The sequence below is a fragment of the Limosilactobacillus reuteri genome, from assembly GCF_034259105.1.
Taxonomy (GTDB): domain Bacteria; phylum Bacillota; class Bacilli; order Lactobacillales; family Lactobacillaceae; genus Limosilactobacillus; species Limosilactobacillus reuteri_G.
Genome location: NZ_CP139478.1, coordinates 1,779,227 through 1,794,317, shown reverse-complemented (window position 1 = coordinate 1,794,317; position 15,091 = coordinate 1,779,227). Strand labels below are relative to the sequence as shown.

The following is a 15,091-nucleotide window of genomic DNA, read 5'->3' as shown; positions in this document are numbered from 1 at the left end:
TAAAAAAGTGAAGAATAAGTTCGATGAGGAGTAGTTCATATGAGGGTTATTATTATCGGTTGTACCTTTGCGGGGATGACAGCCGCGTCGCAAATTTTAAGAAGTCATCCGGAGACAGAGGTTACGATTTATGACCGCAATGCAGTCGTTCCCTCAATAATGTATGACATCAATGACTACGATGACCAAGATGCGGAACAGCCTCGTTTACGAACTGAATTAAGCTCGGATCAATTATCAATTAAGGGTGCTGACATAAAAATGGGTTCCCTTGTAATGGGTGTAGATCCGGCGCAAAAACAATCAAAGTTATGGGGATGCTGGATGATGCTACTTCCGAAGAGCATTATGATAAGCTGATTATTGCTACTGATTCAAGAACTGAAGCACCCGCTTTAAAAGGAATTGACAGTAGCAATGTAACTTTAATCAAGGACCAGCAAGATGCTAAGGCTGCTCTTTTATTATCTGCCATTGACCAGCAAATTGCTGTGATTGGTAATGATCCTCTTAGCTTGGGACTAGTCGATGCATATCGGCAAAAAGGGAAAGAAGTGACTCTTTTTACAAACGGTGAGCCAATTTTGCACCACAATTTTGAAGAAGAGTATTCTAGACGAGTTGGTCACGCTAGATAATATTAAAGTTGTTACTGATGAACATGTTACCGAATTGGATGATAATGAGATTGGCATCACGGTTGCTACTGATAAGGGCTCGTACAGTGTTAGTCGGGCAATTGTTGCTGCGGGGCAAAAGCCAGATACTTCTATTTTTGAGGGTGTAGTAGAGATGGATGAAAATGGGGTAATTGCTGTTAATGAATTTATCCAAACATCTGACCCGGATATATATGCAATTGGGGGATCAACGACGATTCATTATAACCCAACCGATAAGGACGTTTATAAACCTCAGCCGACTGAAGGCGTTCGTCAAGCAGCAATTGTTGCCCATAATATCCATGGAGAGCAGATGAAAGATTCGGGAACGCAACTAAGTATGAGTCTAAACCTTGATGGAACATATATGGCTTCTTTAGGATTAACCTTTGAAAGAGCTAAGGCAGCTGGCTTTGATGCTGATGTAGTGACAATTGAGGATAACTATCGTCCGGAATTTATGCCAACTACCACGCCGGTCCCTGATGTCATTGGTTTGGGATAAGGATACCCAACGAATCTTGGGAGCACAGATGATGAGTAAACACGATATTTCAGAAACTTTAAGTCTGATTTCGTTATGCATTCAGAACCAAAATACAATTGAGTTTCTTGGAATGTATGATACAATGTTCCAGCCAAACTTTGATCGCCCCTTTAATTACGTTAATATTTTGGGACAAGCAGCAATGGCTAAAGCAGGGACTGAATAATCTGTTAAAATAATAGGTAGGCAATTAGTCGATTGATTATGGGAGTAAAAAAGCTTACCCTTATAAATAGTAAGCAAATAAAATGAGGTGTAGATATGAAAGTAGTTATTGTTGGCTGTACGCACGCGGGCACGATAGCAGCAACCCAGATTTTAAATGCACATCCAGACACTGAGGTAGTAATTTATGAACGGAATGATAGTGTTTCCTTCCTTTCTTGTGGAATTGCCGTTTATTTGAGTGGTGAAATTGGGGACCCAGACGCGATGTTCTACTCTAGCCCTAAACAACTAGAAGAAATGGGTGCCACTGTTAAAGTTAAGCATAATGTCTTAAGCATTGACCCTGATACAAAGACCCTTGAAGTTGAGAACCAGGAAACTGGCGAATTGAGTGCGGATTTTTACGATAAATTGATTATTACCACCGGATCATGGCCAGTTATTCCACCAGTTTCTGGACTGGAAAATAAGAATCTATACTTGTGTAAAACTTATTATCACGCTAAGAAACTTTTCAATGTTGCCAAGGACTTGAAAAAGATTGTTGTTATTGGTGGGGGATATATCGGTGTTGAACTAGTAGAAGCATATCTTCGTCAGGGCCGTGAAGTAACACTAATCGATAGCTCAGATCAAATGTTGATTAAGTATTTTGATAAACAGTATTCTGATCGAATTGGCCGGATTTTCAAAGATCACAATGCCCATCTTGAATTACAACAGCGGGTTACTGGATTTGAAGACGATGGTAATGGCGGTGTTAAAGTACTTACCAATAAAGGTAAAGTTTACGATGCGGACATGGCTGTTCTTTGTGTTGGATTCCGGCCAAACAGTGACTTGGTTCGTGGAAAAATTGACCTTCACCCTGATGGAACAATTAAGACCAATGAATACATGCAAACATCTAACCCTGATATCTATGCCGGTGGGGATGTAACTTCCGTCCACTTTAATCCTACCAATACTGACCGTTACGTTCCATTAGCTACCAATGCTGTTTTCTTAAAAATGGCACATCTTGGAAATTAACTTGCATAATTGCATTGGCTAAAAGTAAGATTAAACCACCCCAAATTAGTTGTGGTGTAAGGGGATCATAGCCCATGATAACTGACATGGTGCTGGCAAAAAATGATTCTAACATCAATAATAATCCAGCAGATGTAGCATCAGTATATTGCTGAGCTGTAATTTGCATTCCTTGCGCTAAGAAGGTTACGACGATCGCTAAAATAGCCAGGGGAATCAGGGCTTGAACCCAATGAATTTGTGTAAGGTTAGTACGTTCAAATAATCCAGTCGTAATCCAACCGAACGTGCCTTGACATAGGCCAATCATGAAGATTACCACCCAGGGACTAGAAACTTTCGGTGCGTACTTTCCAAAGAAGATTAATTGTAAGGCCCAAAAAATAGCAGAAACAACAGTTAGAAAGTCCCCAAAATTTAATTGAAGACCAGTATTAGCAACATTAGTGATGACAGCCATTCCGATAATAGCGAGGGCGACCGCAAAATATGTCTTCCGTTGTGGACGCTCATGCCAAAACAACCACAAGATCAAGGGAGCAATTGCAACATATAAGGTTGTCAAGAAGGCATTTTTAGCAGGAGTAGTATAACGGAGAGCATCAGTCTGCAAAAAATAACCCAGGAAATTAATTGTTCCCATAAGGACTCCTAGTTTGAAATCCAGCCAAGTCATTTTGTTGATCTGTTTATGGAAGATAAGATAACCGGCAATTACACACATTGTTCCCCGGCAAGCATTGATAACTCCAGAATGCATCCCTGCTTGAATCGTTAGTTTGGCAAATACATAGCTGCTTCCCCATAGAATAGCAACCAGTAATAACATTAAATTCGCTTTTTTCTTTGAAATGGTGCTCAGTCCCTTCTGTTAATTAACGACACTCAATCATAACATTTAAGATTCATTTTCAAAAGGTTAACTACGACAGAAAAGGGTGGATTATAGAATGAAGTTAGCCACCCAGTTGGTGGTAAATAAAAAACGCCATTCGGCGTGACATCAGGTATCATATTAAGTGAACCAAACCTATATGAAAGGATGTCCGTCAAATGACGCACTTAAATGATACCATGTCTACTAGTTTATTGACTACTCATAAAAAGAATGCTCATCTTACTAAAGAAGAACGTGTGATGATTGCGACTTTAAAGTCGCAAGGACTTTCCAATCGCGCAATTGGTCGCCAATTAGGAGTTAATCATCAAACAATTAATAACGAGCTCAACCGTGGTACGGTCCGCCAACTTCGTCGTCAAAAATCTAATGGTAAGATTTACGAATATTCTTACTACATCTATAGTTATGAAGCTGGTCAGGCCACATATCTTGAACATCACCGCCATTCTGGTCGTCATCGCTTATATTATTCTTCAAAGCAATTTTTACGATTAGCTGATCAGCTAATGCTTGGTGAGTTTGACGACCACCATTACTCCCCACAAGCGGTTATTTATAAGGCTCGAGATTTAATGAATGATGGCACCCTGATCCCAAAGTCGGTTGTAACTTTATATCAATGGATTAATGAGGGTGTGCTTCGTACGTCCAATTTAGACCTCTTTGAAAAACCTAAACGTAAGCATCATCGAACTCATCCGCAAGCTAAAAGGTGCTTAGGGCCTAATATTGCTCAACGACCTCAAACTGCGGACCAACGGTCCGAAATTGGCCATTGGGAACTAGATACAGTTCAGGGACAGAAAAACGGTAATGACAGTGTTGTACTAGTAATGACTGATCGCCTTTCACGAGTTAATATCACGAGTAAAATTGCTGGTAAAACTGCGCATGCAGTAAATCAGTTCTTTATAAATTTACGCCAGAAAATGGGCACAGATGCTTACTATCGCATCTTTAAGACAATAACCTCTGACAACGGTTCAGAATTTAGTGAGTTAACACAAGTTCACGATCATGTTTTCTATGCTGATCCGTATTCCCCTTGGGAACGTGGATCCAATGAGATCAATAACCGGTTTCTCCGCAAGGAGATTACCAAAGGTGAAGCTATAAATAACTATAGTAGTGCTCAGATCATAGCGACTAATGATTGGATGAATCACTATCCACGAGCTATGTTTAATGGACATTCGTCAATGGATATCTATCGTAAGGCCTTCTACCAAGAGATATCACAGCTCCATCAACCAATAATCAATTGGTCAGTATTATTTATTTGAGTCCAGTGGCTAACTTATTCTTGAAATTTAGGCTACGACAGAAAAGTGACGGAATTTTTAACTTTTTGGAAAAATAAAATTGTACGGTTGCGGTTAGCTAGTTAGTGTATTATTGTTAATAATGATATTTTTTTATGGAGGAACGACTATGAAAACAGCGTTGCAGAAGCTCCGCCGTGTCTTGAATACCAAGCTCGGTTTTTTTCTGCTTGTTGTACTTTTATTTTGTTTAAAGAGCTATTGGGCTTATCAAAATGAATTTAATTTAGGTGTAAAAGGAAGCATGCAACAATTCCTTTTAGCATTTAATACGATTCCAAGTGCCCTTGTATTTTTGGGAATTGCATTATATTTCCGTGGACGCTTGTCCTATTGGATGATGTTGATAATTAATGCGGCATTGTCGACATGGCTTTTTGCAAATATTTTGTACTATCGAGAATTTTCAGATTTCATTACCTTTAACGTAATAAAGGGATCTGGAGCGGCTTCAAATAATCTTGGTAAAAGTTTAATGGGGATATTACGTCCCGAAGACTTTTTGGTTTACCTGGATGTTGTAATTTTAGCACTCATCTTACTTTTCCACTTTGTCCGTGTTGATATGCGGCGCTTTAAGGTTAGATATGCGATGACGATTACTGCCCTTGGCTTTGTTCTATTTGGAGTTAACTTAGGAATGGCGGAAAGTGATCGTTCACAACTACTTACGCGAACATTTGATAATAATTATATTGTTAAGTATCTAGGACTCGAAGCATATACAGTTTATGATGGGGTTAAGACGACTAATAACAGTGTAGTAAAAGCGCGTGCTAATCGTGACGAATTAAAGCCGGTTTTGCATTTCATCCATAGTAATTATGCTGCGCCAAACGTTGAATATTACGGTAAGGCTAAAGGAAAGAATATTTTTATCATTCACCTTGAAAGTCTCCAGCAATTCATGATCGACTATAAAGAAGATGGTCAAGAAGTAATGCCAAACCTGAATAAGTTGTACCATGCTAATGATACTTTGGCGTTTGATAATTTCTTCCACCAAGTTGGTCAAGGAAAGACGGCGGATGCAGAAACAATGCTCGAAAACTCGCTATTTGGTCTTCCAGAAGGATCAGCAATGGTTACTGATGGGACGACTAATACCTTCCAATCTGCGCCAGCGCTTCTTCATCAAAAGCTAGGTTATACGACGGCCTCATTCCACGGGGATGTTCCTAGTTTCTGGAACCGTGATAATGCTTATAAGTCTTTTGGTTACCAATACTTCTTTAGTAAGGAGTATTACCCAAAGACCAAGGATTATGATGCTGGATATGGAATGAAGGATAAGATCTTCATGAAAGAATCAGCCCACTATATCGAGCAGCTTCCACAACCATTCTATGCAAAGATCATCACAGTTACTAACCACTATCCATATATTCTTGATAAAAAGAATAAGGATATCGAAGCGTGGAAGACTGGTGATGACACGGTCGACCCTTATATTCAAACTGCACGATACTTAGATGAATCACTTGGCGAATTTCTTGATTACCTTGATAAGACGGGGTTACGGAAAAACAGTGTGTTAGTTCTTTATGGTGACCACTATGGAATCTCTAATAACCACCAACCAGCCATTGCGCAAATCTTAGGTAAGAAGAAAGTAACTAATTATGATCTAGCAATGTTCCAAAAAGTACCATTTATGATTAATATGCCTGGCCTAAAAGGTGGCATTAACCATACGTATGGTGGTGAAATTGATGTTTTACCTACTCTTGAGGATTTGTTAGGAATTAGCTCTAAGAATTATATTCAATTCGGCCAAGACTTGCTCTCACCAGAAAATAAGCAAATTGTACCGTTTAGAAATGGTGATTGGGTAACGCCAAAATACACTAAGTATAATGGTGACTACTATTACACTAAGAATGGTAAGCAGATTACTCACCAAACCGCAGCGCAACGTAAAGAAATTGGTAAGATTCAAAAATACGTTACAACTGATCTTGGATTATCAGATAAAGTCGTGAATGGTGACTTGCTTCGGTTCTACAAACTTCCAGGATTTAAGAAAGTTGATAAAAAACAATATACTTATAACCTTAAGAAGAGCTTGAAGAATTTACAGAAGCAGCAAAAGAAACAGAAGACAAGTTTAAAGTCGGAAAATAATAACCAGAGTACTTTCGATGATTACACAACCGATGCACCAGAGTTAAAGAATTATCCGAAATTAAACTTCCCTAAACCATAATCAAATGAAAATGGAGAGGCTGGGAATTAACTATTAAATTCCTTCCTCTGAATATTAAAATCCGAACCATAATTTTTGATTTTCCAGAAATTATGGTTCGGATTTTTCCTTTTTTAATTAATTTTGTCCCTGCTTGAGCTACTAACTTTCCCAATTTTGTTAAATTCATAGCCATTAGTGTAAATCCGGTGTCATTTTCCACAGCGCGTTGCCCACGTAAATGTGTTCGGCGTACGCCAAAATCCCTCTTCATGTGACCGAAAACGGGTTCAACGTCGTACTTACGTCGACGATAAATTGCCTTACCTTCGTCACTTGAGAGGGTTGCTTTAACTTTAGCTTTATAGTAATTCCAAGTTGGATTAACTTGCATATAGCGTTGACGTCCACTTGGTGTTTTCGCTAATTGATCTAATTGTACTGATAATTGATGTTTATCTGCCCGATAAAGTTTAAAATCACGTTTAAATCCATATTTATCAATTCTTCGACTGTAACGATAAAAACTAAAACGAACTCCTAGATGGTCAATGTAATAATCATCTTCGGCATTATATTGCCAGTTTTGTGATTTAGTTGGATCAGTTTTGTATTTTCGTTTCTGTTCCTTTTGGTAAGTCGTATATGGAATAACAGGCTGTTTTTCAAACTGATCAATAATTGTCGTGTAATTATATTCACTACCATACCCTGCATCAGCCACGATATGATCAAAGAAATCTAAAGAATGAAATTGAGCAAGAAATGGTACTAATGTTCTAGTATCTGTCGGATTAGAATATAAGGCATAATCAAGAACAAATTGATTGTGGGTAGCGATTTGTAAGTTGTATCCAGGTTTCAATTCTCGGTTTTTCATTGGATCTTCTTTCATACACATGAATGTGGCATCATGATCTGTTTTTGAAAAGCTATTGCGGCCCTTAAAAATATCTTCTGCTTCTTCATACTTATTAGCACGAGGTATAAAGTCTTCTTTTAATTGTCGACGAATCTTTTTTAAGAAACGGCGTCGTCGTTTCTTAACTGAACCACCCTTGATTACTTTAGGTTCTTGAGCTATTTCTTCATTCAATTCACTGATTTTATCATCAATATTTTCAGCCATAAGAGCCATTCCATTAGCGGTTTCCACTAGTTCTGGACTCATCGCTTTAACTACCCGTTTTTCGACTAAATCTTCGTAAAGTTTGATTGTTTTTTCTTTTAATTTTGCATGATATTTTTCAACAGCTCGACGCCAAGTAAATGAATACTTATTGGCATCTGCCTCAAGCTTTGTCCCATCAATAAAGAAAGCATCACTTTGAATTAGTCCGTGATCCTTTAATGCCATCGTAAAGTACACAAAAGAATGTTTGATTAAATTATTAGCGTGTTGACTTTGGCGAAAATTATTAATTGTATGGTAACTATAGGTATGATCACGTGCCAACCAACGCATTGGTAAATTCTCTTCAAGCATCAACTCAATTTTCCGACCAGAATAAGTTTGACGTGAATAGGCAAATAATAAAATTTTAAGCATAATCGCTGGATGAGAAAGTGGGCGACCGGTAGTCGCTACTTTGTCATCCAATAAAATTTCTTGTGGAATCGAATCTACAAAAGCATCAATCATACGTACAATATGTCTTGATGGAACATTATAATCATAATTTAGTACGAATTCTGTTTGCCCTGTGATATAATTTTGATACATGAAAATCGCTCCTCTTTGTTTGTTTTTAGGGGTAATTACATCATATCAGGAACGATTTCCTGTGTACATAAAAATCCGTACAATGAATCTTTGTAGAATTCATTGTACGGATTTTTATTTTCAACTAGGAGTTTTTTCCCGGCCTCTCAACTGTTTTTACGAACAATAGCAAGATAACATGAAAAATAATCACAAGGCTCGAGGCTAAGTACGAACGCTAATCAGCCCGTGCCGTGCTAATCATCGTTCTAGCTTAGCCCACCGCCTTGTCGAGGAGATTATTTCTCACTTCCCTATTTCAAACAGTTGCGTTGCGCTAATTATCTGGTAAAATGTTTAGGTGTTCACAAGCTAGATTGAGCTTTAATTATGTTTATAATATGTTACTATTAAACGTGAGTAACCGTTTTCATTGACGGGTGAAATAAAGGATTTTGCATAATGGATGAATGGATGAACTACGAACAATTTGATCGGCAAACATGGCACGGCTTTTTCCCAACTGATTCAGTACGGTTAACCCAGGGGAACTTGGATGAAATTAAATCGTTGAATGATCGAATTTCAATTGAGGATGTGCAGGATGTATATTTGCCGCTAATAAAATTAATTCAACTGCGCTACCAGAACTTTTTGGAATGGCAGATGCAAAAGGCAAACTTTTTACAGCGTTCCACGATGCGCATTCCATATATTATTGGGATTGCAGGTTCGGTTGCAGTTGGGAAGAGCACCATCGCTCGGTTGATTAGTATCTTACTAAATAAGATGCTGCCTGATAAGCGGGTAGAATTAATGACAACGGATGGGTTCTTATATCCTAATGCAGAATTAAAACGGCGGGGGATTATGGATCGGAAAGGCTTTCCCGAATCATATGACATGGAAAGGCTCCTCCAGTTTCTTAATGATGTTAAGGCAGGGGAACCAGTTGTCAAGGCGCCTACATACTCCCATCAAGTTTATGATGTTCAGCTGGATAAGCCCTTGGTAATTGATCGCCCAGACATATTGATTGTAGAAGGGATTAACACGTTGCAATTGCCAAGTAACCAGCAACTATATGTCAGTGATTACTTTGACTGGTCATTGTATGTTGACGCAGATCCGGACCTGATTGAGCATTGGTATCTTCAACGGTTTGGGATGTTGCTAGAGACAGCCTTTACTGACCCATCAAACTATTACTATCCTTATTCGAAGGGTGACCGTCAGGAAGCATTTAAAATGGCAAAGGATGTTTGGCAACGCGTCGACCTTCCTAATTTACGAGAGTTTATCCTTCCAACCAAAAGTCGTGCTGACGTAATTTTACATAAGACAACGGGACATGTCGTGGATAAGCTTTATCTGCGACGAGGTTAATTGGTTAGCCAACTATACAAGTCAATAATTTCAATATCAGGATCTAAACCAGCGTAATTGAGCGCTGGTTTTACTGTAATTAAAAGCTTTTTATATTTTGAGGAAAGTTGCCGTAATCCGCTGATCGCCCGGCGATAGGCACCATCATCAGCAAGCGAATAAGCGATTTGGATACAGGTAAAGATATCATTTTTAATTGCGACAAAGGTAATCTCATTATCTTTGATGCGGCCGCTATATACTTGGTAGCCTTGGCTCAATAAGTCAATAAAGACAATATTTTCAAGGATTCGTTGAGAAAGGACATTCTTTTTCAGTGTGAGAGCTTGCCGAATACTAGGATCTACCGGATAATAACGAATATTGGTACTTTTGACGTGGCGACGGGAAAAATCATATTCTTTGCATGGGTAAAAGATAAAGGACCTCTGTAAGAACTGTAAATAAAAATCGACCGTCTTATTGGAAGTAGTGATGTGGTGACGTTTAAGGCTATCGACAATTTGGGAGATATTTTGTGTGGTTCCAGCATGATGAGCTAAGTGATGGGCAAGTTGCTTAGTCAGGCCTGGATTGCAAAGGGTCGCCTGCTGGGTGAAATCGGTAATAATAATTGTGTTGATGATCCCATTCACGTAATTGCGGAGGTTGATTGGACCGTGGATTTCGTGAGTATAGGGGAACCCGCCCTCATTTAAATATTGATATAACGCTTGGGAATCAGCTTCTTGTTGGTTCCTTTTTATGTATTCACGGAAGCTGCAAGGGAAAACGGGGATGATAGTATAAGAAACCATTTGTTGAAGATTTTCTTTCTCCAAAATGGTTTTGTTGGAACTTGTAATATAGATATCAGTATTAGAGAGTGAATTTAGGGCATTTACAACGCGGGCAAACTGGGGAACCACTTCGACTTCATCAAGGAAGATATAATTCATCTGGTGTTTACTAAGTCGATCAAGAATAAATTGTAAGAGATATTCTGGATTGCATAATTCATTTTCTAGGAGATATTCAAAGTTGATCACTTGAATTTGACTTGAGGAAATTTCTTGACGCCGGAGAGTTGCCCGAAACTGGTCAAGAATAGTCGTTTTACCACACCGCCGAACGCCAACAAGAATCTTAATTGTTGACTGGTTCATGCTGTTTATTAGTTGGTTAAGATATTTTGTCCGAATAAACATATTGCACCTCAAGTAAAAAATAACTAACTAAATTTTATCAAATGCAGAAAGCGCATTCAAATCAACCGAATTTGGAATGGATTACAAATCCTGCATTAGAAAATCTAGTTAAAACATCTAGTAAAAGTAAAAAATAAATCTTTTTAATCCTAATGTATCAATGTTCGAAACGGTTGCACGTGATATTTATGACTCATTTTTATTGACAATTACTCACAGACCACTTAAGAAGGATACAGATTAAATGAGATGAGGAGGCTGTCGAAATGATAAAAACTGATAAAGATACTAAAACACTTGAGGCACAAGCAGTTGATGAAGAATTACGTCTATTAAATATTGATTTAGAACACTAATTAAATATCCTCAATAAAATTCCATCTAACGAAAAAGGCGTGAGAAAATTTAGCTCCCGTCTTTTTTGTTATGGAATATTAAATAATCATTGACCATGCCATGTTCAGCCTGTAAACTAGCCTTTAAGAATAAAAATTTGAACAAAGGAAGTGTCATTGTGGCAAACATCAATTTAGATGCGTTTGATAAGATCATTGTCTTGGATTTTGGTAGCCAATACAATCAATTGATTACTCGTCGGCTTCGTGATTTCGGTATTTATTCCGAATTGCTTTCTCACAAGTTAACCGCAGACGAGATCAAAGAGATTAATCCTAAAGGGATCATCTTCTCTGGTGGCCCTAATAGTGTTTATGATCCAAACGCATTCAAGGTCGATCCAGAAATCTTTAAGCTTGGTATCCCGATTCTAGGTATTTGTTATGGAATGCAATTAATGTCATACGACCTTGGCGGAAAGGTTGAAAAAGCTGATAACTCCGAATATGGACGAGCAGATATTGAAGTACTTGATGACGAGGCTGTATTATTCAAAGGTTTGCCAAAGAAGCAATATGTATGGATGAGTCATGGTGATTTAGTAACTCAAGCCCCAGCTGGATTTGAAGTTACTGCTACTAGTAAGAACTGTCCAATCGCATCGATTGCTGATAATGACCGTAAATTCTATGGTGTTCAATTCCACCCTGAAGTTCGTAATTCCGAATACGGATTAGACATTTTACGCCGCTTTGCTTTTGATGTTTGTGGCGCTAAAGCAAACTGGACGATGGATGACTTCATCGACATGCAGATTGATGAAATCCGCAAAGAAGTCGGTGATAAGAAGGTTATCTTAGGTCTTTCTGGTGGGGTTGATTCCAGTGTTACCGCCGTTTTGATTCATAAGGCAATTGGCGATCAACTTACTTGTATCTTTGTTGACCACGGATTGTTACGGAAGAACGAAGCTGACCAAGTGATGGATGCGTTGAGTCGCGACCTTGGTGTTAACATTATTAAGGTTGACGCAGCAGATCGCTTCTTAGGTAAGCTTGAAGGTGTTACTGATCCAGAACAAAAGCGGAAGATTATCGGTAAGGAATTTATCGAAGTCTTTAACAAAGAGGCCAAGAAGATTAAAGATGCTGATTTCTTAGCTCAAGGTACGCTTTATACGGACGTAATTGAATCTGGAACAGACACCGCCCAGACAATTAAGTCTCACCATAATGTTGGTGGTTTGCCAAAGAAGCTCGGTTTCAAGTTAATTGAACCATTACGCAAGCTCTTTAAGGATGAAACCCGTGAACTCGGTGAAAAACTTGGAATTCCACATGAATTGGTATGGCGTCAACCATTCCCAGGTCCAGGTCTTGGAATTCGTGTTATTGGTGAAATTACTCCTGAAAAGCTTGAAATTGTTCGTGAAAGTGATGCAATCCTTCGTGAAGAAATCAAAAAAGCAGGTCTTGATGAAGAAATTTGGCAATACTTTACTGTCTTACCAGGTATTCGTTCAGTTGGTGTCATGGGTGATGGCCGGACATATGACTATGCAGTTGCTATCCGGGCCGTTACCTCAATTGATGGGATGACAGCCGATTTCGCTAAGATTCCATGGGATATTCTTCAAAAGATCTCAGTCCGAATCGTAAATGAAGTCGACCACGTTAACCGCATTCTTTATGATGTTACGAGTAAGCCACCTTCGACGATCGAGTATGAATAGAATTATATAATGTAACTTAGAGTTGGAACTGCGATATGATGGTACTTTGGTAGTTTTAAAACTAAGTCAACTCAATTAAAAACAACATATTTGCCAATGAGAAACATCCAGTGTAAAAGCTGGGTGTTTTTTGCTATTAAAGGTAAGTTTCAAGCAGTAATAAATGCTATCGCTAAATTAGATTGTTCGTTTTTTTCTTATTGATAAGTTAGTTGCTCTATGATATTTATAAATAGACGAACTTATAGAGCTTAATTTATTACAAAGTTCGTAAATTATGTGGAGAAGGAGTAGTGAAGATGCCGAAAACAAGAAATCGTTATGGAGTAGCTATTGCAGGAGTAATTTTGCATTTGATGATTGGTAGTGTCTATGCATGGAGTGTGTTTACCAAACCAATCTCTGGATATACAGGCTGGAAGGAAACTTCAGTATCGTTTGCATTTAGCTTAGCTATCTTTTGCTTGGGGATGTCAGCTGCCTTTATGGGGCGTTTAGTAGAAAAATTTGGGCCAACAGTTACTGGAACTATTTCAAGTATTTGCTATGGGAGTGGGATTGCCTTAACGGGATTAGCGATTCAGTCTCATCAATTATGGTTATTATATGTCGCATATGGAGTAATAGGTGGCTTAGGATTAGGGTCAGGATATGTAACCCCGGTTTCTACTATCGTGCGTTGGTTTCCCGATAAGCGGGGACTAGCTACTGGTTTAGCAATTATGGGCTTTGGTTTTGCAGCGATGCTTACGGGGCCGATTGCGCAAAGTTTAATGGCGAACGTTGGCGTTGTAAATACTTTCTACATTCTCGGAGGCTTTTATTTTGTTGTAATGCTGGTTGCTGCCCAATTTATCAAGAAGCCACGATCACATGAACTCCCTCCAGCGATTGCTAAGAATGCTGAACGGATAAGTTTGACTGGTCGCGAATTAACTGCTAATCAGGCTTTGCGGACACGGACATTTGCTTTCCTATGGTTTATGTTTTTTATTAATATCACTACCGGAATTGGGCTAGTTTCAGCTGCTTCACCAATGGCCCAGGACATGACGACAATGACAGCGAGTGCGGCTGCCTCGGCCCTCGCTTTTTGGGAATTGGGTAATCGGAAAGTTAAATAATTGAACGAAAAAGGGAATAGAATTAAACTTGCTTGCGAGTTTTTAGTCCCACTCCTGCAAGGATGGCTACAACGCAAAGCTAGTCTACAAGGATTTCCACGATATCGTAACAAGATTCGTATAAAAAAAGAGGCTGTTGAAAAAGTTTTCTCGCAGCCTCATAATTAAAATTATTTATTGTCAAACGGATCCCATTCGTATTTTGCGCGCGCACCACCAATCAATTTTGGTCGGTTGCGGAGATAAGTCGTATGAGCCAGTCCAATTTGTTTTATCGAAGTGCGAACTGGAACTTGGACAAACTTAACATGCATGCCAATCGAGGTATCACCGATGTCCATGCCGGCTTCAGCAGTAATGTGTTCAACTTCAATCGGATCGTTAAAGTTTTCAAAAGCAGCAATTTGTCCTGCACCACCTGCATGGAGCGAAGGGAAGACAGTAACTTGTTCAAAGCCGCGCTCCTTAGCTACATTTCGTTCGACAACAAGTGCCCGATTAAGGTGCTCGCAACCTTGGACTGCTAAATGGAGTTGGTGTTTTCGTAAGATATTAACAACTGTCGAAACAATCGCCCAGGCAATCTCAATGTTAGAGTCCTTTCCGATTATTCCGTCATGGACTTCACTAGTTGAAAGACCTAACACTACGAGGTCATCTTTTTCTAACTGAGCTTGATCCAATAATTCGGTTAAACCTGTTGCTGTTTGTTCTTTAATTTTATCCATAAATTTGCGAGAATACCCCCACTTCTATAAGTAGGGGATGAATCGCTCTCTTAAAGCACGTTAGTGCTTTTTCTTTTGT

The 15,091-nt window shown here is 38.8% G+C and carries 10 protein-coding genes and 3 pseudogenes; 9 read left to right on the top strand and 4 right to left on the bottom strand.

Annotation, left to right across the window (positions count from 1 at the left end; translation table 11 throughout):
• Positions 1 to 39 precede the first annotated feature (39 nt).
• The 4 genes and pseudogenes from SH603_RS09945 to SH603_RS09925 all read left to right on the top strand — a co-directional run.
• Positions 40 to 360, top strand: a complete 321-nt coding sequence (locus tag SH603_RS09945; protein ID WP_169471607.1) for a hypothetical protein — start codon at positions 40 to 42, stop codon at positions 358 to 360.
• A pseudogene (locus SH603_RS11410) lies at positions 312 to 1,167 on the top strand (FAD-dependent oxidoreductase). Before SH603_RS09945 ends, SH603_RS11410 begins: the two are co-directional and overlap by 49 nt.
• Before the next feature lie 28 nt (positions 1,168 to 1,195).
• Positions 1,196 to 1,375, top strand: a complete 180-nt coding sequence (locus SH603_RS09930) for a hypothetical protein (RefSeq protein ID WP_263863514.1) — start codon at positions 1,196 to 1,198, stop codon at positions 1,373 to 1,375.
• Positions 1,376 to 1,470: 95 nt separating this feature from the next.
• Positions 1,471 to 2,379, top strand: a pseudogene (locus SH603_RS09925) (NAD(P)/FAD-dependent oxidoreductase); the annotation flags it as partial.
• Here SH603_RS09925 and SH603_RS09920 read toward each other — a convergent pair.
• Positions 2,366 to 3,238: a DMT family transporter gene (locus tag SH603_RS09920; RefSeq protein ID WP_169473568.1), complete on the bottom strand. Its 873-nt coding sequence runs from the start codon at positions 3,236 to 3,238 to the stop codon at positions 2,366 to 2,368. The pseudogene SH603_RS09925 and the gene SH603_RS09920 sit on opposite strands and share 14 nt — an antisense overlap.
• A gap of 224 nt (positions 3,239 to 3,462) precedes the next feature.
• On the opposite strand from SH603_RS09920, the gene SH603_RS09915 reads away from it, so the two are divergent.
• Together SH603_RS09915 and SH603_RS09910 are read left to right on the top strand one after the other, a co-directional pair.
• Positions 3,463 to 4,593: an IS30 family transposase gene (locus SH603_RS09915; protein WP_321533912.1), complete on the top strand. Its 1,131-nt coding sequence runs from the start codon at positions 3,463 to 3,465 to the stop codon at positions 4,591 to 4,593.
• 148 nt (positions 4,594 to 4,741) lie between these two features.
• A complete protein-coding gene (locus SH603_RS09910) occupies positions 4,742 to 6,838 on the top strand; it encodes an LTA synthase family protein (protein WP_169478098.1) in 2,097 nt (698 codons plus the stop codon).
• Here the strand turns inward: SH603_RS09910 and SH603_RS09905 are convergent.
• Entirely contained in the window at positions 6,828 to 8,540 is a 1,713-nt protein-coding gene (locus SH603_RS09905; RefSeq protein WP_321533911.1) for an IS1182 family transposase, read from the bottom strand. The genes SH603_RS09910 and SH603_RS09905 overlap by 11 nt on opposite strands.
• A gap of 441 nt (positions 8,541 to 8,981) precedes the next feature.
• On the opposite strand from SH603_RS09905, the gene coaA reads away from it, so the two are divergent.
• Positions 8,982 to 9,905: a type I pantothenate kinase gene (gene coaA / locus SH603_RS09900; protein WP_085650501.1), complete on the top strand. Its 924-nt coding sequence runs from the start codon at positions 8,982 to 8,984 to the stop codon at positions 9,903 to 9,905.
• On the opposite strand, the gene SH603_RS09895 is transcribed toward coaA, so the two are convergent.
• Complete coding sequence (locus tag SH603_RS09895) at positions 9,902 to 11,092, bottom strand: ATP-binding protein (protein ID WP_099979829.1); 1,191 nt, start codon at positions 11,090 to 11,092, stop codon at positions 9,902 to 9,904. The genes coaA and SH603_RS09895 overlap by 4 nt on opposite strands.
• Before the next feature lie 514 nt (positions 11,093 to 11,606).
• Here SH603_RS09895 and guaA point away from each other — a divergent pair.
• Positions 11,607 to 13,160, top strand: a complete 1,554-nt coding sequence (guaA, locus tag SH603_RS09890; RefSeq protein WP_169473437.1) for a glutamine-hydrolyzing GMP synthase — start codon at positions 11,607 to 11,609, stop codon at positions 13,158 to 13,160.
• A gap of 299 nt (positions 13,161 to 13,459) precedes the next feature.
• Positions 13,460 to 14,239: pseudogene (locus tag SH603_RS09885) on the top strand (OFA family MFS transporter); the annotation flags it as partial.
• Between the two features lie 215 nt (positions 14,240 to 14,454).
• On the opposite strand, the gene SH603_RS09880 reads toward SH603_RS09885, so the two are convergent.
• Positions 14,455 to 15,012 (bottom strand): TIGR01440 family protein, encoded by a 558-nt coding sequence (locus SH603_RS09880; protein ID WP_169473439.1) that lies wholly within the window; start codon positions 15,010 to 15,012, stop codon positions 14,455 to 14,457.
• Positions 15,013 to 15,091: the final 79 nt, after the last annotated feature.